This window comes from Candidatus Binatia bacterium (assembly GCA_029248525.1).
Classification (GTDB): domain Bacteria; phylum Desulfobacterota; class Binatia; order UBA12015; family UBA12015; genus UBA12015.
In genome coordinates, this window is the sequence record JAQWJE010000035.1 from 123,910 (window position 1) to 144,166 (window position 20,257).

At 61.0% G+C, this 20,257-nt stretch carries 15 protein-coding genes; 4 read left to right on the forward strand and 11 right to left on the reverse strand.

Annotated elements, in window-relative coordinates; all coding sequences use genetic code 11:
- Window positions 1-19: 19 nt before the first annotated feature.
- Window positions 20-3,289 (reverse strand): adenylate/guanylate cyclase domain-containing protein, encoded by a 3,270-nt coding sequence (locus P8K07_07565; protein ID MDG1958381.1) that lies wholly within the window; start codon window positions 3,287-3,289, stop codon window positions 20-22.
- A gap of 343 nt (window positions 3,290-3,632) precedes the next feature.
- On the opposite strand from P8K07_07565, the gene P8K07_07570 reads away from it, so the two are divergent.
- Window positions 3,633-4,301 (forward strand): hypothetical protein, encoded by a 669-nt coding sequence (locus P8K07_07570; protein MDG1958382.1) that lies wholly within the window; start codon window positions 3,633-3,635, stop codon window positions 4,299-4,301.
- A gap of 205 nt (window positions 4,302-4,506) precedes the next feature.
- Here P8K07_07570 and metG read toward each other — a convergent pair whose 3' ends face one another.
- The 8 genes from metG to P8K07_07610 all read right to left on the reverse strand — a co-directional run bounded on the left by metG (window position 4,507) and on the right by P8K07_07610 (window position 13,289).
- Window positions 4,507-6,036 (reverse strand): methionine--tRNA ligase, encoded by a 1,530-nt coding sequence (gene metG / locus P8K07_07575; protein MDG1958383.1) that lies wholly within the window; start codon window positions 6,034-6,036, stop codon window positions 4,507-4,509.
- Window positions 6,033-7,133 carry a regulatory iron-sulfur-containing complex subunit RicT gene (ricT, locus tag P8K07_07580; protein MDG1958384.1) on the reverse strand — a complete coding sequence of 367 codons (1,101 nt, stop codon included), beginning with the start codon at window positions 7,131-7,133 and terminating at the stop codon, window positions 6,033-6,035. Before ricT ends, metG begins: the two co-directional genes overlap by 4 nt.
- 13 nt (window positions 7,134-7,146) lie before the next feature.
- Complete coding sequence (gene holB, locus P8K07_07585; protein ID MDG1958385.1) at window positions 7,147-8,115, reverse strand: DNA polymerase III subunit delta'; 969 nt, start codon at window positions 8,113-8,115, stop codon at window positions 7,147-7,149.
- A complete protein-coding gene (gene tmk, locus P8K07_07590) occupies window positions 8,112-8,738 on the reverse strand; it encodes a dTMP kinase (GenBank protein ID MDG1958386.1) in 627 nt (208 codons plus the stop codon). The genes holB and tmk overlap by 4 nt, the downstream gene beginning before the upstream one ends.
- Window positions 8,735-10,180: a protoporphyrinogen oxidase gene (gene hemG, locus P8K07_07595; GenBank protein ID MDG1958387.1), complete on the reverse strand. Its 1,446-nt coding sequence runs from the start codon at window positions 10,178-10,180 to the stop codon at window positions 8,735-8,737. The genes tmk and hemG overlap by 4 nt, the downstream gene beginning before the upstream one ends.
- Before the next feature lie 31 nt (window positions 10,181-10,211).
- Complete coding sequence (gene hemE / locus P8K07_07600) at window positions 10,212-11,246, reverse strand: uroporphyrinogen decarboxylase (protein MDG1958388.1); 1,035 nt, start codon at window positions 11,244-11,246, stop codon at window positions 10,212-10,214.
- A gap of 114 nt (window positions 11,247-11,360) precedes the next feature.
- Complete coding sequence (locus tag P8K07_07605) at window positions 11,361-12,401, reverse strand: glutathione S-transferase family protein (protein MDG1958389.1); 1,041 nt, start codon at window positions 12,399-12,401, stop codon at window positions 11,361-11,363.
- A 54-nt stretch (window positions 12,402-12,455) separates the two neighbouring features.
- Entirely contained in the window at window positions 12,456-13,289 is an 834-nt protein-coding gene (locus P8K07_07610; protein ID MDG1958390.1) for a uroporphyrinogen-III synthase, read from the reverse strand.
- A gap of 83 nt (window positions 13,290-13,372) precedes the next feature.
- On the opposite strand from P8K07_07610, the gene yacG reads away from it, so the two are divergent.
- Genes yacG through P8K07_07625 form a run of 3 tightly spaced genes read left to right on the forward strand, consistent with a single transcriptional unit; the run spans window position 13,373 to window position 15,219 of the window.
- Window positions 13,373-13,552: a DNA gyrase inhibitor YacG gene (gene yacG, locus P8K07_07615; GenBank protein ID MDG1958391.1), complete on the forward strand. Its 180-nt coding sequence runs from the start codon at window positions 13,373-13,375 to the stop codon at window positions 13,550-13,552.
- Window positions 13,553-14,335 carry an acyl-ACP--UDP-N-acetylglucosamine O-acyltransferase gene (gene lpxA / locus P8K07_07620; GenBank protein ID MDG1958392.1) on the forward strand — a complete coding sequence of 261 codons (783 nt, stop codon included), beginning with the start codon at window positions 13,553-13,555 and terminating at the stop codon, window positions 14,333-14,335.
- A complete protein-coding gene (locus P8K07_07625; protein MDG1958393.1) occupies window positions 14,332-15,219 on the forward strand; it encodes a VOC family protein in 888 nt (295 codons plus the stop codon). The genes lpxA and P8K07_07625 overlap by 4 nt, the downstream gene beginning before the upstream one ends.
- Before the next feature lie 26 nt (window positions 15,220-15,245).
- Here P8K07_07625 and P8K07_07630 read toward each other — a convergent pair whose 3' ends face one another.
- Complete coding sequence (locus P8K07_07630; protein ID MDG1958394.1) at window positions 15,246-16,721, reverse strand: wax ester/triacylglycerol synthase family O-acyltransferase; 1,476 nt, start codon at window positions 16,719-16,721, stop codon at window positions 15,246-15,248.
- Window positions 16,722-16,970: 249 nt separating this feature from the next.
- Window positions 16,971-20,171 (reverse strand): DUF1080 domain-containing protein, encoded by a 3,201-nt coding sequence (locus tag P8K07_07635; GenBank protein ID MDG1958395.1) that lies wholly within the window; start codon window positions 20,169-20,171, stop codon window positions 16,971-16,973.
- Between the last annotated feature and the right edge of the window lie 86 nt (window positions 20,172-20,257).

A 20,257-nucleotide genomic window follows, 5' to 3' on the forward strand; every position in this document is an offset into this window, starting at 1 on the left:
CCTGCCCCGGCAAGACGGCTCAAGGACTTCCCCCGTCAAGCACGACCAATTCGCGGCGCTGGCCGAGAGTTTCGGCTTGCTGTTGCGCCTCTTGCAGGAGCTGCGCGGCCTTCTGGTCCTGCCCGTTCAGTTCGGCCAGTCGTGCCGCAAGCCTGAGGTTGGGCACGCGGATGGACGCCATGCGCTGGGCCATCCCGGCCGCTTCCCCGGCAGCATGCTCTGCCTTTCGCCGCGCCGCCCGCGTGCCTTGCGATGTCTGGATGGCGACCTGATATTCCTGCATCGCTGCGGCCTGTCGTGCGATCGCCAGATCGGATCCATGAAACGGAGTCACGCGACCGACTTCATTTTCCAGTCGGCGACCGGTCTCCAGCACGGTGCCCAGTCGCACCCAGTCCTGCATTTCGACAAGAATGCGTCCTTCGAGTCCCGCGGCCAGAAGGTTGAGCATCGGCATCGGGGATCTCTTGTAGACCTCGACCGCCTGCAGGGCCTCGTCCCAACGCCTTTCACCGCTATATGCGTAGACCTCCAGAGCATCGCGGGTAGTGGCAGAGAATCGGTAGCCATAGGCTTCCAGCAAATTGCGAATCTGCTTCCGGCGACGGCCCGCGCGCGGAAAATCGCCTTCCTCGATGGCTTTGATATGGTCGATGCAGAGGAAGGTGTCGACGTCCCACAAGCGTCCGGTCGCCAGAACCCTTTCGATGAGTTCTTCATCGATGCCGTGGTCGATTTTCCAATTGCCCTCGAAATAATCGGTCATGAAGAGCATCAAGCGGTAGGTAAAGACATCATCAGGGTTGGATTCGTGGACCAGATCACCGGCAATCGCTGCAAATTGTCGACTGATCCCGAAAGACAGCCCGGAATAGGCAAAGAGAAGAGCGGCCCCCGCGTACAGAGAGAAGCTCTGTTTGACGGACCCCGGATCGACGCTGGTGACCAGAGCGGTCAGTCGCATCGAGTCGTAGAGGAAGTGTTCGGGGTCCGCGATCGACTCGGCTCGCGCACGTTCGTAGAGCAGGTCCAGCCGCTCCCGCATTTCCTGGTCTGCGGGGCGACGAGACATTTTCCCTCGCAGGACAAAGACGCGGAAGAAGATCCGTGCCACGTCGGCCACCAGATAGAATTGTGCCTGTCGCGGAGTCGTCCAGCGGCGTGTTTCGCCAAGTCCGGCCGCGGCTGCGTCGAAAAATGGCCTGGCCCGTTCATGGTAGCCTGCGTGCAGAAGAGAGATCGCCAGTCGGCGCTCCAGCAAGCCGCCGTCTTCCGACATTTTGCCGTCCGATCGAGATTCCTCGCGGATACGATAAGCGGACTCGAAATATTCCAGAGCCTCCGCCGAAGCTGCGTTTGCAGCAGCGGCGTCTCCGGCAGCAATCAGGTGTGGCTGCGCTTGGGTAGGCAGGCCGGCTGCCAGGTAGTGCATGGCCAGCAGCGCTTCATAGCCGATCAGGTTTTCTGTCGAGAAGTTCGCCGCGATTGCTTCGGCCAGCTTGCCGTGGAGCTGCTTTCGCCGCGAAGCCAGCATGCCGCGATAGGTGGCCTCCTGCACCAGCGCGTGCGTGAAGCGGAACTCGGCCTCGCGGTTTTGCTCGCCGCGCCGCAGGCGCAGAATATCGCGCGCCACAAGTTCGTCCAGGATCGTCGCGGTATCCAGATGCTCAGGCGCGGCTTGTTGCAGGAGCCGCAGGGGTGCGACGCGTCCCAGCACAGACGCAAATTCCAGAAGCTCACGCGCGGGCGGCGCGAGTCGGTCGACACGTGCCATGATCGTTTCTTCAACCGTGCCGGGCAGCGGAAGCTCGCCCACGCCGGCGTTGAACTCGGTGCGGCCATCGATGACGCGTACCGCCTCGACATCCCGCAGCGTTCGGGCGATTTCCTCCAGATAGAAGGGGTTGCCGCCGGCGCGTTCGCCGATCTGTGCGCGCAGTTCTGCCGGCAGGCTTCTGGCGCCGAGTGCCTGCAGCAGAACTTCGCGCGACTGGGCCGGATCCAGCGGGCCGAGACGGAGCTTGATGGTCTCGACGCCATCGGTCGATTGCAGGGCGGTGGCGAGTGCGCCGGCGGTCTCGGGAAAGTCCGGGCGTGTGGTGAGGATAAAGAGCACTCGATGTTCGCGTGTGATCCAGAACAGATCTTCGAGTACCCGGCGGGTCGAGGTGTCGAGCCAATGGACGTCTTCAAAACAGAGCACCAGAGGCTCGCGCTCCGAGAGTCCCACCAGCAGGTCAGCCAGAGCCTTTTGCTGCAGTGCGCGCCGGACATCGGCTTCGAGATCCTGGACCGATGCGGTTTGCGCCGAATTGAGCGGTTGGCCCAGCAGGCGCAGCAAGAGTGCCTCGGTGCGGTCGTTTGTGGGTAGGCCGGCTTCGCCCAGCGCATCGCGCAAAAGACTCGTGGCTTGATCGTCCTCCGTACCGCCGCCGGTACCAAAGAGTTCTTCGAGCAATTCGGCCACAGCCCGCAGCGTACGCAGGCGCCCGGTGGTCTCGGCGCGCCCTGTGGCGCAACGCACGCCTTGTTCCCCGGCCAGCTGGACCCACTCGGTCAGTAGCCGGGATTTGCCGATGCCGGGCTCTCCTTCCAGCCATAGAACGCCGCCTTTTGTGGGGAGATTTTCGAGTGCTGCCCGGAAGGTCGCGATCTCATGGCTGCGGCCGAGAAGGGGCAGGACGGCAAGGCTTTCCTGGGCCGAGGCGGCAACCCCGAGGACGGCGTATGCCTCCACGGGCTGATCGCGCCCTTTCAGTTCCAACGCGCCGAGTGATTGAAAGGCATAGCGCCCGAGTGTTTCGCGGTAGGTGGCAGCACCCACCAGCGTTTCGCCGACAGTTGCCTTGCCCTGCAGCCTGCCGGCGACGTTCACCACGTCGCCGAGGACGGTAAAGTCCTTGCGTTCGTCCCCGCCCATATGGCCCGCAATCATGCTGCCGGTATCGATCCCGATGTGCAGGCCGACGCTCCGGGGCAGATCGAATTCCCGGATGATCGCATCGACGGATGCGTGCATGGCCAGTGTTGCGGCGACCGCCCGGCCGGCGGTATCTTCCAGCCCGTGCTCGGCCCCGAACAGGGCCATGACGGCATCGCCGATGAATTTGTCGATCGTGCCACCGGCGTCCACAGTGGCCCGCTCCATGGCGGCCTGACAGGCCTCGGTCAGCTCCAGCAGGCGTTCGGGGTCGAGTCGTTCGGCGAGTCGGGTGAATCCCGAAATATCCGCGAAAACAACAGTGGCTCGCCTTTGGCGGCGGTCCGGATGGGGAGAACTCGGGTCCATCGATCCTCGCACGTTGCCCGAATCCGGTGGTCTGCGTCAAGGGCCGCAGCTGCCAACACCCGGACGCGGTGCCGCCCACCGATGGCAACACCGAGAGCCACTTGAGTCGCGGCTGCCCCGATCGAGCCGGGCCGGCGCCATGGCCTCCGGGATCTGAAAACCCGAGTATTTGCAGGACTTTTCACAGTTTCGAGCAGGCAAGGGCCCTACCACCAAGCAGCGACGGCAGGCCATGTCACGGCACGGGGCTTGCGATGAATGAGGACAGGCAAACGAGCGGGCCCCAGCGAGCAACGGTGTCGGACCCGAAACCCTCAGCGCAACAGCAACCAAGGAGATCATCATGAAACGTTTTATCAACAACACGAAGCTAGCCGCCGGATCCTTCCCGACCACTCTGAAAAAGGCCCTCTTGCCGGCCATCGCCCTGTGCATTCTGCTCCTGGCGGGCGGTGCCACCTCGGCGCGCGCCGGTGAGTATTCCATCGGCAAGACGGTGGATTCGACCACGACGACATCGCTGATGCGATTCGATCGTTTGGTGGAAGGCGAACTGACCGAGGACATCTGTTCAATGATTTCGCCCAAGAAGAAGCTGGTGAAGAACGCCCGTGAGTCGGTCCGTTCGGACCTCTCTTCGCAGTGTTCGGGTATGCCGCGCGGTTGTGCGGTCGCCTGCAGTCAGCTTCCGAATCCGGACAATGTCCCGATGAAGGCGCGGTATCAGTTGCTGAGCGACAGTGCCGAGGTCTTTGTGGGCGAGGCTCGGAAGTACCGCAAGCAGTGTGGCAAGCGTCCGGTCCTCTACCCTCGCTACGAAGTGGATGCGTTTGGCGAAGGCGTGTGTGGTTGCACCTGCACGATCTCAGTCGATGCTTATGATTCGTCGGCGGTTGCCGGAAAATCGGAACTGACCCCGGAGGTTCGCGGCGGAATCTTTGTGGGTAACCCGGCGGACACCTTTGCCAGCGCGACTGACAAAGTCGATACAATGTATGATGTTGATAAGTAGCCGGTGTCGATCAGGGTTGATCGCCCAGGTCGCCCCGCCCGCTACTTGGATGACGAACCTAGATGATAGGTGTTGTGTGAATCACTAGGCCTACCCAAAACTCCCAAATATTAAACGCTGCACCCGCAGCGAGAGAAAGCCCGGCGACGATTGTCGCCGGGCTTCTTTCTTTTGGGGTGGATTCTCTGAAGGTGGCGGGTCGCGTTCAGGACTTTTTTTCAATCCGCGGGAAGAGCGCGAGACTCGGCTCGATGACGTGCCCCTCGGGGAAGGCTTCGCCCCAGGGAGTATCGAGATTGTCCCAGACCGACGGCTCCAGATGGAGCGCTTCGCGCAGTCTTTCGGAGGCCTCGGGCATGAAGGGGGCGATCAGTTGCCCGGCCACGCGGATGGACTCCAGACAGTTATGCAGAATGGCACCGACCCGGGCGGTCTGGGTCTCGTCCTTGGCCAGTTTGAAAGGCGCTGTCTCGACGACATATTTGTTGGCCGCATCGATCCCGCGCCACAGAGCTTCAAGCCCGCGATGGAACGCCAATACCTCGATCTGAGAATCGAGCTCATTGCGGGCGGTTGCATAGGCGGCCGCGAGGTCGTGATCGATGGGCTCGGACGGCTCGATGCTCTGCACCTCGCTGCCGAAATATTTCTTGGTCATCGCGAGCGTGCGACTGGCGAGATTGCCGATGCCATTGGCGAGGTCGGCATTGAGGCGGGTGATCATGGCCTCTTCGGTAAAATCGGCATCCTGCCCGAAGGCCATATCGCGCAGCATGAAGTAGCGCAGCCCGTCCATCCCGTAGCGGTCGCGCATCTCGAGAGGTGCCACGACATTGCCCAGGCTCTTGGACATTTTCTGGCCCCCGCTGGACCAGAAGCCGTGGACATTGAGGTGTTGGTAGAGGGGGCGTCCCGCGGCGAGCAGAATCGTTGGCCAGAAAACCGCGTGCGGTTTCAGGATATCCTTGCCGATAAAATGCTGCGCACCGGACCAGATTTCTTCTTCGCGTCCAAGGGACGCCGGCCCGCTGGTGTAATTGAGCAGGGCGTCGAACCACACATAACAGACGTAGTTCTTGTCAAAGGGCAGTTCGATCCCCCAGGTCAATCGATCCTTGGGGCGTGAGATGCAGAGATCGCCGAGGGGTTCGCGCAGCATCGCCAGCGCTTCGTTGCGGTAGCCTTCGGGACGAATGAAGTCAGGGTTCTTTTCCAGGTGATCGAGGATTTTTTCCTGGTACTTCGACATGCGGAAGAAGTAATTTGGCTCGGAGCGCTCTACGGGTTCGGTGCGGTGCTGGGGGCACAGCCCGTCTTCCAATTCCTTCTCGGTGTAGAGGCGCTCGCAACCGACGCAATAGAGTCCCTTGTACTCGTCGAAATAGATATCGCCCTGCTCGTGGATCTGGGACAGGATCTCCTGCACGTAGGCGATATGATCGGCGTCCGAGGTGCGGATGAAATGGTCGTAGCCGATCCCGCAGGAGTCCCAGACCGATCGGAACTTCGCACTGACCTCGTCGACGAACTCCTTTGGTGAGCGGCCGGCTGCCTCGGCGGCCTCGACGATTTTTTCGCCGTGCTCATCGGTGCCGGTCTGGAAGAAGGTGTCGCGGTTGCGTTGCCGGTGGAAGCGCGCCCACGCATCGGTGACCACGTTGGTGTAGGTCGACCCCAGATGGGGTTCGGCGTTTACGTAGTAAAGAGGAGTCGAAATGTAGACGTTTTTCTTCACGAAGGTTTGCTCGGCTTTTTGTCTCGATCGCCGCGCTTGCGTCTACGTGGTCGACGGCGAGCGCTCTTTTTCGATCCGCTCTGATTTCTTTTTTCGCGGGCGCGCGGGTCGGGGGTGCTGGCAGCTTCCCATTCGCTGACTTCGGGTTCGGGCTTGCTGCTGGCAGGTTGCGTCAGGGTTGGCTCCGGGACGCTCTCGGCAGGTGTTGCCTTGGCCTCCGGCGTCGCCTCGGCATCGGGCGTCGCCTGTTTCCTCTCGACCAGATCCTCGAGCGAGCAATCGAAAAGCACCTCATCAGAGAATCGACGCACGACGACCTGGCGTTTGAGGATGGATTGCTGTGTGACCACGCCTTCGCCATGAATGCAATTCACTTTTTTGCCGATCCGCGGGAGGCCGCGTCGCAATTCGGCATAGGTATCGTATTCATAGCGCAGGCAGCATTTGAGTCGTCCGCACATGCCCGCCAATTTGCCGGGGTTCAGGGAGAGTCCTTGTTCCTTGGCGTGCTTGATCGAGACCGGAGCAAAGTCCTTCAGCCAGGAGCTGCAGCAAAGCTCTCGTCCGCAGGGCCCCATCCCGCCGGTGAGACGCGCCTCGTCGCGTTCGCCGATCTGGCGCATCTCGACGCGCGTATGCAGCTTCTGCGCGAGGTCGCGGGCGAGTCCGCGATGCTCGACACGACCTTTGGTGCTCATGAAGTAGAACGCGGCCTTGCCGCCGTCGAAACGATAGTCGACCCGGAGGAGCTTCAGGGGAAGGCTCAGCTCCCGGGCGAGTTGCCGAAACACATCCCCGGCATCTTTTTCCTGACCGTGGTTATGCTCGGCGCGGGAGAGGTCCTCATCGGTGGCGAGGCGGAGCACCCGCGGAAATTTGGCGTCGATTTCCTTGGGGAATCTGCTGCGGGGAGCGCTGATGGTCTCTCCCAGTTCCGGTCCGCGCTCGGTCTGGACCACGACCGCGACGTTTCGCTTGCAGGGCAGGTCGCCGATCTGGAATGTGGCGGCGCGTCCGGGGACACGAAAGCGCACGTCGACGATTTCTGCCGGCGGCAGGGCTTCAGGTGCTTCGCTGGTTTCGATGATTTCTTGCAAGGGAGTTCCCGGCCTAGCCGCGCATCTGCCGCAGGTCCAGGAGAAGGCTCTCCCAGGTCAGTTGCGCGTTGGCATAATGGTTCAAGTCCCGGGTCGTACCATGGATTCTTTTGAGAATCTGCAAAGAGGCCCGAGTTCTTTCGGGATCTCCAACATCGGCAGCTTCCTTCATGCGGGAACGGGCCCAATCGAGGAAGATCGTGCCCTGCAGCGTCATCCGGTCTCGGCGCTCCTCTCCCTTGCCCGAAGCGAGTTCGGCGGCGAAGTCGAGGACATCGGTCAGGGGCAGGCCCGGTAACTCGTCCAGACGGCTTCGGATATGAAGGCTTTGTTCCTGGCTTTCCTCGCTCGACAGCCGCTCGGCCTCCTGCAGGCTCCCGCCGGCAATCGCCGCGATGCTCTCGGCTTCCGCGGTGCTGGATCCCCTCCGTTCGAGAATATTTGCGATATCGGATGGCGTGAGGGGAGAGAAGAGGACCCTTTGGCATCGGGAGCGAATCGTCGGGAGCAGCGCATCCGCATTGTTGGACACCAGAATCAGCACACAACCTGCGGGTGGTTCCTCGAGAGTCTTGAGCAATGCGTTTTGCGCATCCGCGGTCAATTTTTCGGCTGGTTCGAGGATGGCGACCTTCCGTCGTCCGCGAACTCCCTGGAGCGCGAGATCCGATCGCAGGCGCCGGATCTGCGCAATCGAGATCTGGCTGGCGGTGGACTTCTCTTCTCGTGCCCGCGCCATATCCTGAATCAGAAGGTTGGGGTGGGTACCCGCCTCGACGAGATGACAGTCTTCGCATCCATCGCAGCCTTCGTTCGGGTTTTGCGTGCAGAAGAGTGCGCGCGCGAGCGCAAGCGCCGTGGAGCGCTTGCCGACACCAAGGGGGCCCGAGAAGATCAGGCCGTGGGCGAGTCGGTCCTGTTGCATCGATTGCCGGAGGTGCGTGGTGGCCCTTTCCTGTCCGAGAATTTCGGCCAGCTTCACGTGGCATCTCCAATCCAGGAAAGGACGTCCTGCGATATTTTCGAGGCGAGATCCTCGATGGGTGCGCGTGCATCGAAAATTTTCATGCGCGCGGCATCCTCTGCGGCCAATTGGTGGAAACCGTCGCGTACCCGTTTATGGAACTCGACTTTTTCAAGCTCGAGTCGGTCAGCCGGACCGACCTGTCGGGCCCGGGCAAGCCCCTCCTCGACGGGTAGATCCAGAAGAAAGGTTCGCGTCGGCATCAAACCATCGCGCGCGAAGGCGTCGATCTGCCGGACTTTTATGAGGTCCAGTCCTCGACCGAAGGCCTGATAGGCCAGCGTCGAATCCGAGAAGCGATCGGCGATGACAACGGCCCCACGAGCCAAAGCCGGTCGAATCAGTTTTGCGATATGCTCGGAGCGGTCTGCGAGGTAGAGAAGCAATTCGGTTTCGGGTGCGGGGGCCACGGCATCGGGTGTCAGCAGAATCGACCGAAGTTGGCGACCAAGATCGGTTCCCCCGGGCTCCCTTGTCGTCACGACTTCGTAGCCCGAATCCTCGAGCTTGCGGGCAAGCTGCGCGGCCTGAGTGCTCTTTCCGGATCCCTCGACTCCCTCGAAGGTCAGAAAGCGATTCATCGGGCATCGTCCTTGCGGGCAATGATGCGCCCCGTAATTCCGCGCGCCAGCAAAGAATCCGCTGCTTGTTCCCCACTATGGACGGCATCTGGCAAGCCCACACCATGATAGGCGTTACCGGCAAGTGCAAACTTTTCGTGGCGAGCAGCTTTTTCTTCGATGCCGAGGACCTTCAGCGTATGGCCGGCGTGGTATTGCGGCATCGACTCGTTCCATCGTGCGAGCCTCTGCAGCACGGGTTCGCCCCGGGCCCCGAGGAGGTTCTGCACTTCGGTGTGCGCAATCGACAACAGTTCCTCGTCGCTTTTCTGTAGCAGCGTGGGTGCCAGAGCGCCGCCGAGAAAGACCCGCAACGTGACCATATCGTCCGGTGCGCGATGCTCGAATTTCACACTGGGCACCGATATCGCGACAATCCCGCTTCCTTCGGTGGCGGGAATAATGATGCCGAAGAAATCGGGATCACGAGCGAGGTCTGTGCGCTTGTAGGCGAGTCCGGCGACGGCGGTCGACGCGTAAGGGATGCTGGCCAGGTCCGCGGCGAGCGCCGGATCCATTTCGTCGAGAACTTCGGCCGCACGCGGGGCGGGCAGGGCGACGATCAGTCCGTCGGCACGCCACTCGCCCTCGGTGGTCGTCACCACCCAATCCTCTTCGCGTCGAATGCCAGTTGCGCGAGTTTGCCGCTGAATGGTTTCGGCGGGCAATTGTTCCACGAGCCGGTCGACAAGAGATCCCATGCCGCCGCGGGGGGCCTGAAAGAGATTGAACCGGGCACCACTGGCGGCCTGTGTGGTGGGCTGGCTCGCCTGCCGCCGCAAGCCGAGGATCACGCTGCGGTGGTTCCGTTCGAGATCGAGAAAGCGCGGCAGAGTGGTGGCGAGTGAGAGCTTTTCCGGATCGGCCGTATAGATCCCTCCGACGAGGGGCTGGGCCATCCGCTGCAGCATTTCCTTGCCGAATCGCCGACGCACAAAGGATCCGAGAGTCTCGTCTCCGCCTGGAGGGGGGCCACCGCGGGGGATGACGATATCCAGCAAGGCGCGCAACCGGCCGGGGATGGAGAGGATCGGGGAGCGGAGGAAGGGAAGGATCTTCGCGGGCGCGAGCATCTGAAAAGCTTCGGGAAGCGGCAGGAGAGCGCCGTCGCGAACGACGAGCGTTTTCCGGAAGCGGGTTTGGGTCGGGATCAGGTCCTGATCAATGCCCAGTCGGCGACAGAGGTCCAGAGCCCATGGCTTCTCGGTGATCATGGAGTCCGGCCCCATCTCGAGAAGCATATCGTCGATATGATCAGTTCGGATCACGCCGCCAAGATGCGGACTCGCCTCGAGCACACGAACTTCGAGTTCGCCGGGTGCCGACTCCTGCAGGCGGTGCGCAGCGGCGAGGCCGGAGAGGCCGCCACCGAGAATGAGAACGCGACTGTGCGAGTTGCTCATGCGTGCGTGCGCTCGTCGGGCGAATTCTCGATCATCTGGCGCTCAATTCATGGACCGTGTCGACAAAGCAGCGCACGGCATCAATGGGCGTCTGGGGAAGGATTCCGTGGCCGAGGTTCATGATATGTCCGGGCCGGCCCTCGGTCTCGTCGAGAATCTGTTTGACCCGGGCTCGCAGGGTATCGAGTGGGGCGAACAGAAGGAGAGGGTCCAGGTTTCCCTGCACGGCACGATCATGCCCGATTCTTCGCCAGGCTTCATCCATGCGAATCCGCCAGTCGACGCCGACGACATCACTGCCGGCCGAGGCGATCAGCTCCAGAATTCCCGGAGTTCCCGTGCCGAAGTAGATGGTCGGAACCGAGCGATCCAGTCGCGAGAAAAGGTCTCGCATATGAGGCAGGATGGCCTTCTCATAGTCTTCGGGAGCCAGGTGTCCGACCCAGCTGTCGAATACCTGGATGGCCTGCGCTCCGGCGGCCACCTGACCATTGAGGTAGTCGACGGTCACTTTCACCAATTTTCGCATCAATTCTTCCCAAGCTTCCGGTTCGGAATACATGAAGCGCTTGGTTTCGAGATAGTTGCGAGATCCGCCGCCTTCGATGGCATAGGAGGCGAGCGTGAAGGGTGCCCCGGCAAACCCGATCAAGGCCGTCTTTCCCCCGAGGCGCTCGCGCACGCCGCGAACGGTGTCGAAAACAAAGGAAAGCGAGTCCTCCACGTCGACCTCGGGCAGCTGGTGCACATGGGCCACATCGCGGATGGGCCGCGCGAGGGCCGGTCCGTCGCCCTTTTCGAAGGAGAGGCCCAGCCCCAGAGGTTCGAGAGGGAGCAGAATGTCGGCGAAAAGGATCGCGGCATCCATGCCGAAGCGCTCGATGGGCTGGACGGTGACTTCGGTCGCAATTTCCGGCGTTTTACACAGGTCCAGAAAGCCCATTTTTTCCCGAATCGCCCTGTATTCCGGGAGGTATCGGCCTGCCTGACGCATCAGCCAGACGGGGGTATGGGGGACTGCCTCGCGGCGACATGCGGCAATAAAAGGAAGTTCAACGTGACTCACGCCACTTATACTAAGGAAAACTGCGCCGAGTCCCAAAGGGGCGCATCCGGGCCTGCGGAGCCGCACGTGACGAGGCCCGGCAAGTCGCGGGAACGCCCCCGAAATCGGTCTGGCCTACTCGGCGAAAATCACCTCGGCTCCGGTACCCGAGAGGATTTGATCCAGAGCTTCGCGGTCCTTCGGTGTCATGGATTTCCGGCTGTCGCGCAGCACCTGCAGACATTTTTTTTGATAGGGAAACGGGTTTTGCTCCCATGCCGCGCCGTCGATGGTGGTCTCGACCTTCTCGGCGCCAGAGGCGACGGCCTCGGCATTGGCCAGCAGATACGGCGCATAGACGCGGCCGAACTCGCAGAGCAAGGCATGGAAAGTCGGCCCGAGCGCTTCGGGTTGCACCCAATCGCCGGAGGCGGGTTCGACGCCGCTGAGGTCCTCCATATGCTCGACCCATGCATATACCCGCGGTTCTTCTTTCACACAGATCGCCATGGGAGTCGGATCAAAGAGCACCAGGCAGGTCAGTTGGCCATAGAGGGCAAAGTCAGCGGAAGCGGGCCGGTCGCCGAACAGGAATGGGGTGCCCGCCAGATGAGCGGAGAAGAGTTTCAGAAAACGACGGTAGCCCTCTTCGATGACCGGGGCTGTGATCGGGTTGGAGCCAACGTAGCTCAGCCGCTCGATTTGCCGGTCGGCGATAAATTTGGAAAGTGGCGCGACTTCCTCGTCGCTGGCGTTGGTCTTGATCCACCGGGGCAGGATGGATGCGGCCTTGTCCACGTCGGCCTGAAACGCCCAGCGGTAATGAAACATCGCTTTGGTCAGCCATTCGTCGCCGAAATCCTCGAGCATATCGTTGAGCATGGCGAGAACAGGATTGTCCGGGACGATGCTGCGGCCCGCATACTCCTGCTCGAACCGGCGGATCAGAGGTGTGGAATCCGTGACGGCGACCTCATTTCCCTCGGCATCGGGAAGGTAGAAGGTGGGCAGCAGCGGGATGCGAGGCTGCGGACGTGATTTATGTTCGGCGCTCATCTGCTGAATCATGCGGGAGGGGATGTGCCGGTAGCGCAAAACGGCTCTCATCTTGCGCGTATAGGGGGACCCGGGGGCTCCCATGAAAGTCAGAGTCTTTTGTGACGGTGCGTTGTTCATAGATTTTCCTTTGGGCTGAACCCCGGTTTTGTCATGAGGAGTGTCAATAGGCAACTACGGGCGGCGCCGGGCAACGTGGTCGACGATCGCGCGGGTCAGGTAGCCGAGTTTTGGATGGATCGGCACGATACCTACGGGGATCTTCAATTCGGCAAGCGCTGCACTCGCGGTCGGCCCGATGCTGGCAATATCCACGCTCCGACGCAGGATCGCGAGCAGCTCGGCGCGCCTTTCGCCGGCAAACGCAAGCAGATGGTCGAGCTGAACCGCGGTGGTGAACACTGCGATATCGATTTCCCCGGCGAGCAGGGCACCCAGGCCGGCCGCCAGTGGTGCGGTATCTTCGGGCAAGGCCCACCGGTAGACGGGAACGGGCAGGACGCTGGCCCCGCGTGCTTGCAGGCCCTCGTTGAGCTCGCGGCTGGGTCGTCCGTATTCCTGGATGGCGAGACGCTTGTTTTGGACCGGCCATTGTTGATCCAGAGTGCTCAGCAGCTCTTTCCAGGTATTCGGTTCCGGAGCCCGGATTTTCGCTTCGAGTCCGAGTTTGCGCAGTGCGGCGACCGGTTTCGGACCGCGGGCGATCAGGGGGATCTCGCGCAGGTGGCCCAGGACTTCGGTGCGTTCGCTGTCGGCGAAGGAGTCAATGAGGGCCGTGGTGCCGACGCCCGTCAGGCAGATCAGGGCATCGATTTCCTGTTTACGGAGTCTCTCCAGAAATTCGCGGGGCGCGCCCTGATCGGTCAGGGGGATCTCGCGCAGTGCCGGTGCCGAGACCACGGCGGCGCCGTGATGCTCCAGCAGGCTCCGGAATTCCTCGCGACGGCGGCTTTCGAAGGTCAGGATCCGGCAGCCCGCGAGCGTGTCCGTCGTAGCTCCGCTCTCCATGAGACACAGCCTACGTCAGTGGACAGGCCCAATGCTAGTGGACGGGACTGGCAATAGTACCAATTCCGGGGTTAGATCCATGTATGAGATCCGTCAAATGTCCCTCATGCGGTGGATCCTCCGGGTGGGAAGTTTCTCCACGCGGTCCTTTTTGCTCCGACCGTTGTCGATTGGCCGATCTGGGATCCTGGCTTGAAGGGGACTACGCAATCGCCGGCGACAACGCAGAAGTTCCGGAAGTTGCTGACGAGGATGGCACCTGAATGGGCATTCCTCGAATTCACCCGCGAGCTGAAATCGATTCGCACGCCGAGCTTGCCCCCGATGTCGAAGTCGGGCCCTTTGCGGTCATTGAACGCGATGTGGTGATTGGCGCAGGAACCCGAATTCTCGCGGGGGCTCATATTCGCGCGCACACAACGCTGGGCTGCGGAAACCTCGTCCGCGACCATGCTGTCCTCGGTGGGGATCCACAGGACCTGGGCTACAAAGGCGCGGTGACGATGTCCCGGATCGGCGATCGAAATATTTTCGCGGAAGGTGTGACGATTCATCGCGGGACGGCCGCAGGCAGTGAAACGGTTATCGGTAACGACTGCTTTTTCATGGCCAACAGCCACGCGGCTCATAATTGCATCGTTCAGGACCATGTGATTCTCGCCAATGGGGCAATGTTGGGCGGCCATTCTACGGTGGGTGAACGAGCTTTTGTCTCCGGAAATGTGGCGGTCCACCAGAACGTCCGTGTCGGTCGGTTATCGATGTTGAGCGGCGTGGGTTCATTTACTGTGGATGTACCCCCGTTTGCGCTGGTCTCGGATCGTAACCGCTTGCGGGGCATGAACAGCGTCGGCGTGCGCCGAGCCGGAATCCCCCGCGATGCCGTCAAAGGTCTGCGGGGTGCGTTTCGTGATCTTTTTCAACAGCGACGCAACTTGACCCTCGCTCGGGAGGAGTTGGTCGCCCGAGGCGGGCTTGGGCCAGAGGTTCTGGAACTATTGGATTTTATTGAAAGCTCCGTACGCGGTGTTTGCAGAATGTCATGATTGAGTCGATTGACCATATCATATTTGCTGTCGAGGATTTGGCGGCCGCCGCAACCGATCTTCAGGGGTTGCTCGGGCGCGAGCCGTCCTGGAAGGGCGAGCACCCAGGATATGGCACCGCCAATATTCTGTTCCGCTTCGAGAAAATTTATGTGGAACTTCTCGCTGCGGTCGGCGAAGGCCCGGTGGCGGACAGCGTCAGAGAGCATCTGGCCAGTCAGGGCGAGGGTGTTTTTGCGGTTGCTTTGCGCACGGCCGATGCGGCTTCGTGTGTGGAGGTGCTGCGTAGCCGCGGGTTGTCACCTTCGGACCCCATGGAAGGGGCAGGTGCGACTGCAGACGGAAGAGAGCGGCGGTGGAAGAATATTTTTCTGCCTCGCGACGAGACTCTCGGCGTGAATGTTTTTGTGATCGAGCATCTGACCCCGAACGATCTCCTGCCCGAGTCGCGCGTCTGCCACGAAGGCTCCGTGGCCGGTATCGATCATGTGGTGATTCTCTCCGCGGATGCCGATCGCACCCGAGACCTTTATCGGGATATTTTCGGACTTCGGCTGGCTCTGGACCGGGAGTTTCCCGATTGGGGTGCCCGCCAACTCTTCTTCAAGGTAGACGGTGTCGTGTTGGAAGTCGGCGCTTCCCTCAAGAAGGAACCGGACCCTGCAAAGCCGGACGAGTTCTGGGGCATTTGTTGGCGAACGCTCGCGATTGATCAGGCACACGCCCGGCTGACGCAATCCGGCTGGGACGTCTCGGGGGTTCGTTCGGGGCGGAAGCCCGGGACGAGGGTCTGCACCGTTCGCAGCGGTACCCACGGGGTTGCGACCCTGCTTCTGGCAACCGAGCCTCGGAGTGCAAAAACGTCGCCGCAGACGGACAAGTAGAGCAGCGAACGGAGGTTGTGTGGTCGCTAGCGAGGGTTCTCGCTGGCCCCCCCGGCGGTCGCCACAGACGATAATGCTGCCTCGGGAGGGGTGGATGTCTCGACGCCGGCGGCGGCAGCGAGTTCCCGGAATGACGAGTCCACCAATTTAACGAATACGCGCAGATCGGCGACCATTTGATACTCCGCATTGAATCCCCAGCAGAGCTTTCCATCGTAGCTGAAAAGGGCGACACCGATCCCTGTATTTTCCATCAGCGGCACCAGCGGATACATTTCGACCAGTTTCGCGCCCAGTAAATAGAGCGGGATCTGCGGCCCGGGCACGTTGGTCACGATCATATTGATCGGCCCCGAAGCAGCACGAGCGCCCAACGAAAGCAGCATCGAGGGACTCAACTCAGCCATGGCCATCATCATTTCAACGCCAAGCGCTTGTTTCGAGCTTTTAAGTTCTTTGGTGATTTCATTGATCGCCTGAACCCGCTCCAGCGGATCCGCGCGCTCGATCGGGAGGGGAATGATCCACGAGGATACGGAGTTTCCCAATTTCCCCTTGTCTTCGCCGCGCCGCATACTCACCGGGGCCGAAACACGAAATTCCAATCCGGCTGGTTCCACGCGTCGGTAGACGAGGAAATCGCGAATCGCCCCGCTGACCGTGGCCAGAACCACGTCGTTCACTGTACAACCAATTTTCTTGCTGACGCGTTTGACGTCGTCGAGAGGCATGGAAAGCCAGTCGAAGCGACGATGCGGCCCCAGCTTGCCATTGATGGGGGTATCGTCTGCCCCACGAACGGCGAGCCCGATCAGGTCGGAGACCGCCTGAATTCGCAGGCCGACCTCCTGGCCAAGGTCTTTGGTCTCGCGAGCCAGAGTGCGGAGTCCCTGCGCTGCTTTCAAGGGCAGGGTGACATTTCGAATCATGGATTCCCGGAGTAGATCCATGGAACTCGGCTCGGGGCGCGGCACGTAGGGGCGCGGCTCTCCCGGTACCTGATCGGGGCCGGTCGACAGTAGGATATGGGTCAGATCGACCCCGGAGGTTCCGTCCACCATGCAATGATGAATCTTGGTGATGATGGCGAATTTATCGCCGCCTTCGAGTCCCTCGACCAGCCAACTTTCCCAGAGGGGACGAGAGCGATCCAGCGGTTGCGACATGATCCGAGCGGACAGGTGTTTGAGTTGCTCCATCCCACCAGGGCGCGGCAGCGAGGTATGGCGAATGTGGTAATCGAGATTGAAGGTATGGTCGTCGATCCACACCGGACGTCCTTCGATCGGAATCCATTTCAGTTTCTGCCGGTAACGAGGAATTTGATGCAGGACCGCTGCCGTGGCACGGCGGAAAGCTTCCACATCGATCCCGCCCTCGGCGGTGCGCATGGGGCCGGCTTCGAAAATCTGGGTGGCGGAGATGTGCATATGCACGCCGCCCTTCTCGAAGACGAGAAACGAGTGGTCCTGAGCCGATAATCTTTCGAAGTTATACGCCATGCTAATGATCCCTGATCCCATCGACAGATGGGCCTGAAAACTGAGTCCCGAGGAGAAACTTCGTCTCGACCCTGACCAAGACTATGAAGACAAAACGTGCGCCGGTAAGAGGAACATCCACACTTTCTGAAGTCAAGAAAATGCTTGGGCCGGATTCCTCAACCTACTGAAATTAAAAGAATTTATGTCAGCTGATTTCGCCTGATTCAAAACATCCGGGGCCCCGGATCGAGCCGCCCGGGAGGCGATTCACGGCAATTCGCGAATCTTGATGTTCCGGAAGAGCACGCGATCGCCGTGGTCCTGAAGCGCGATATGTCCGCTTTGGGCTCGTCCGAAACCCTCGGTATCGGCGAATTTGCTGTCGGCGACGGCCTGATCCCAAATTGGACTACCCCGGATGATATCCACGGTTTCCTTGCCGTTGAGCCACTGTTGGATGCGGTCTCCAGCTACCCGGATGCGGCTCTGATTCCAGGTGCCCGGAGGACCCGCCGCCCGGACAGGACTCGCCTGCAGGTCGTAGAGGTCGCCGGCGCGGTGCTTTTCGATTTGCCCGTCGGCGTGCCCGTCATCATCGAGAAGTTGCATCTCGAGTCCATAAGTCCAGGCCAGATAGCCCGACTCGTCGGGAATTGCGAAAAATACGCCGCTATTGCCGCCCGGTTCAATTTTCCAGTCGATAACGAGTTCGAAGTTGGAGAACTTCTCCTTCGTCATGAGATCCAGAGCGCCTCGAGTGAAGGGGTTGATATGGTTCCAGATCATGCCGGCTGTCGATACGGTTCGTGTGAAGGCCAGAGTTCCGTTCTCGATGGCCCAACCCTCGATCTGGTCGTCCTCGGCACCATAGATTTTCCAGCCATCAAAAGTCTTGCCGTTGAAAAGGAGACGCCACCCCTCGCGCATTTCTTCCGGACTCAGTTGATTCGGCTGGGGATCATCGCTCGGCGGCAAGGCGTTTTGTGTGTACCAGGCCTCATTGATCCAGAGGGGAAGGCCGGAGGTGGACTCCAGCGCACGATCGATGTGGATGTAGACAACAGTTCCGGGCAAGCGTCCTTCCACCGTGAGCGCGACAGTCCTGCGATCCGGCGAGAGGACCGCCTCGGTAACGGGCAGGGCGATCTTGCCGAATTTGGGACCGCCGTAGAACTGGTCCGGCCGGTAGGACCACTGGTGCAGGCGAAACATCTCCGGTGTGGGGTTGCCGTCGACGGGTTCGCTGAAAACGATCCGGTAGCCTTCGGGGGTGGCGCGAATTTCGAGAGGTTCGAAAGCGGTGCCTTGGTCAAACCGGAGGGCTTCCAGACCGAAAAAGGGCTTGTCGGCCAACCCCCAGTTGCCGCGACTGCCGATCTCGCCGACGAGAATGGTGCCGTCCGGGGCCTCGATCATTCGATTGACCGGCGCGGCCAGACCGCCCGAGAAATGGAAGGCAGCGCCTTGCCTCTGCCCGGCCACAGTTTCCAGAAATCCGCGCTTGATGCCTCCATTGAAGATATCCCCAAATAAAATATGACCTTCGTATGGGCCCTGCGTCAGGACGAGTGGTTGCGTTGGCGAATTGCCGATCTCATTTTGGGGCAGCCAGAGCGCCGGGGGGTGGACGGGTCGATCGGGGCTGGCGTCGGCTGGCGCGCGCCATCCAAAATCGTCTCCCCGCCCGACCTCCATCAGCTTGCTGGCAGGCAGCCAGGAGCCTTGGTTGTCGGTCACCAGAAGTTGCCCTGTGGGGCTTGTGGCGATTCCGTTCGGGGTTCGGAAACCGCGCGCGAAGAATTCGCGGTTGCCGGTATCCGGCGAGATTCGGACAATCTTTCCCCGGTCTGGATGTTGGTCCGGGCAGGCGTCACCGCCGGCGAGAACGCAGGTACCGAGACCGGCGTAGAGTTCTCCGTCGATCACCGCGAGGCCGAAACCAAATTCGTGAAAATTGGAAGAGGCACCCCAATCGGCGCTCAGGTTTCGATGCTCCTCCATCCAGCCGTCGCCGTCGCGGTCGACGAGTTCCGTCAGTTCCTGTTTCTGCATGACGAAGATACGGTCTTCGATGGTGGCCACACCGAGTGGCTCGTGCAATCCCTCGGCAATCCGGCGCACCCGGACGTCGGAAGATTGTTTCTGCCACCCCTGGATTGCGTAGACCGCACCGTCGCGATCCCAGGTGGTCAGAATGAGAGTCCCGTCAGGGAGAAGCGCCAGGCCGCCGGTTTGCGGGGTGAAGCTTTCCGGCCGAATTTGGGTTCGTGCAAGCGCGGGATGAAGTTCCTGAGGTCTTGGCTCGGTGGGAAAACCGATTGTCCATTCGGCTCCGTCCTCGAGAGACTCTTCCGCAGCTGCGTATGACAGAATTTCGTTCACCAATGCTTTGGCTTCGGTCGACGAGAGTTGCGGATGGGGTTGCATGGGCACCTGCCCCCACCTTCCGACGCCGCCTTCGATGACGCGTCGGGAGAGATCATCGAGAAGGGCGACCCGGTCGCGGGGGTCTTCACGGTAGCGGTCTGAAACGGCTCGCCACGAGGGGCCTACAATTTGCTCCTTCTCGTGATGGCAGGATTGGCAACCATGGCGCACGAATGGGGATGGCGGCAAGGAGGTTTCCTGCGCACTCGTTTCGATTGGCTGCCGGGGGGCATCGAAGACCTGTCGGACAGTTTTACCAATAGCGGGACCGTCTCCGCGGAGCAGCAAGAAGGAGTCATTCACAGAGCCTTGTCCATCAATCGATGTCCTGAGGGCTCCCGCGGGGAGCGCGAGCCGAACGTCTGGTCCCGGAGCGGAAGTTCGCTCGAAGACCCGTTCGAGCGCGATGGAGCCATCGTCTTCGCGGCTTATTTCTGGTGATTCTCGGAGGTGCAGCGCCTGGCCATCGGGGCCTGCGAGTTGGAAGCTGAGCCAGGCGCGCCCTGTTCTGGGGTCTGTACCCCAACCCAGCCAATGCACCCGCGCGGGCAGCCAGCCCTGATCGGTCCGCAATTCCCATCCAAGCGCCGAAGGTGCGATCCAACGATCTCCGAAGCTTCGGGGTTCTCGTCCGTGTTGTGCATCGTATACGGCACCTTCCAGATGGATGCCGCCTTGCCAGAACTGATGAATGGTCGCGCTCTCGGTTGAGTAGGACAGCCAAATTTCCGGAGCCAGAGCCAGGTTGAGAATCCGGGGCCGTCCATCGAGACTGGTGCGGAACGCCCAGGGGGCGTGTCCTCGTCCGACGGCTTCCTTCCGGCCAAAGTCCCCATGGTCGACCAACTCCGTGGGGAAGAAAAACTCTTGAATGAGGACGAATTGTTGTTCTGCGGTGAAGGATCCAAGGCTTGCCTTCAGGGTTGCCTGCGTGCGGGGGGGTTGGTCCGCGAGCCAGACCTGAAAGCCGATCCAGGGCACAAAGACAGCCAGAAAGATCAGGCCGATCAAGGTCACGGCTATTCGTTTTACCCATCGCATAAAAAAGGAGCTCCCTGAATCTGCATATGTTCGGCTGATGGGGGCCTAAAGGCAAATGGAGTCTTGCCGATTTCAGGGGTCTGTGA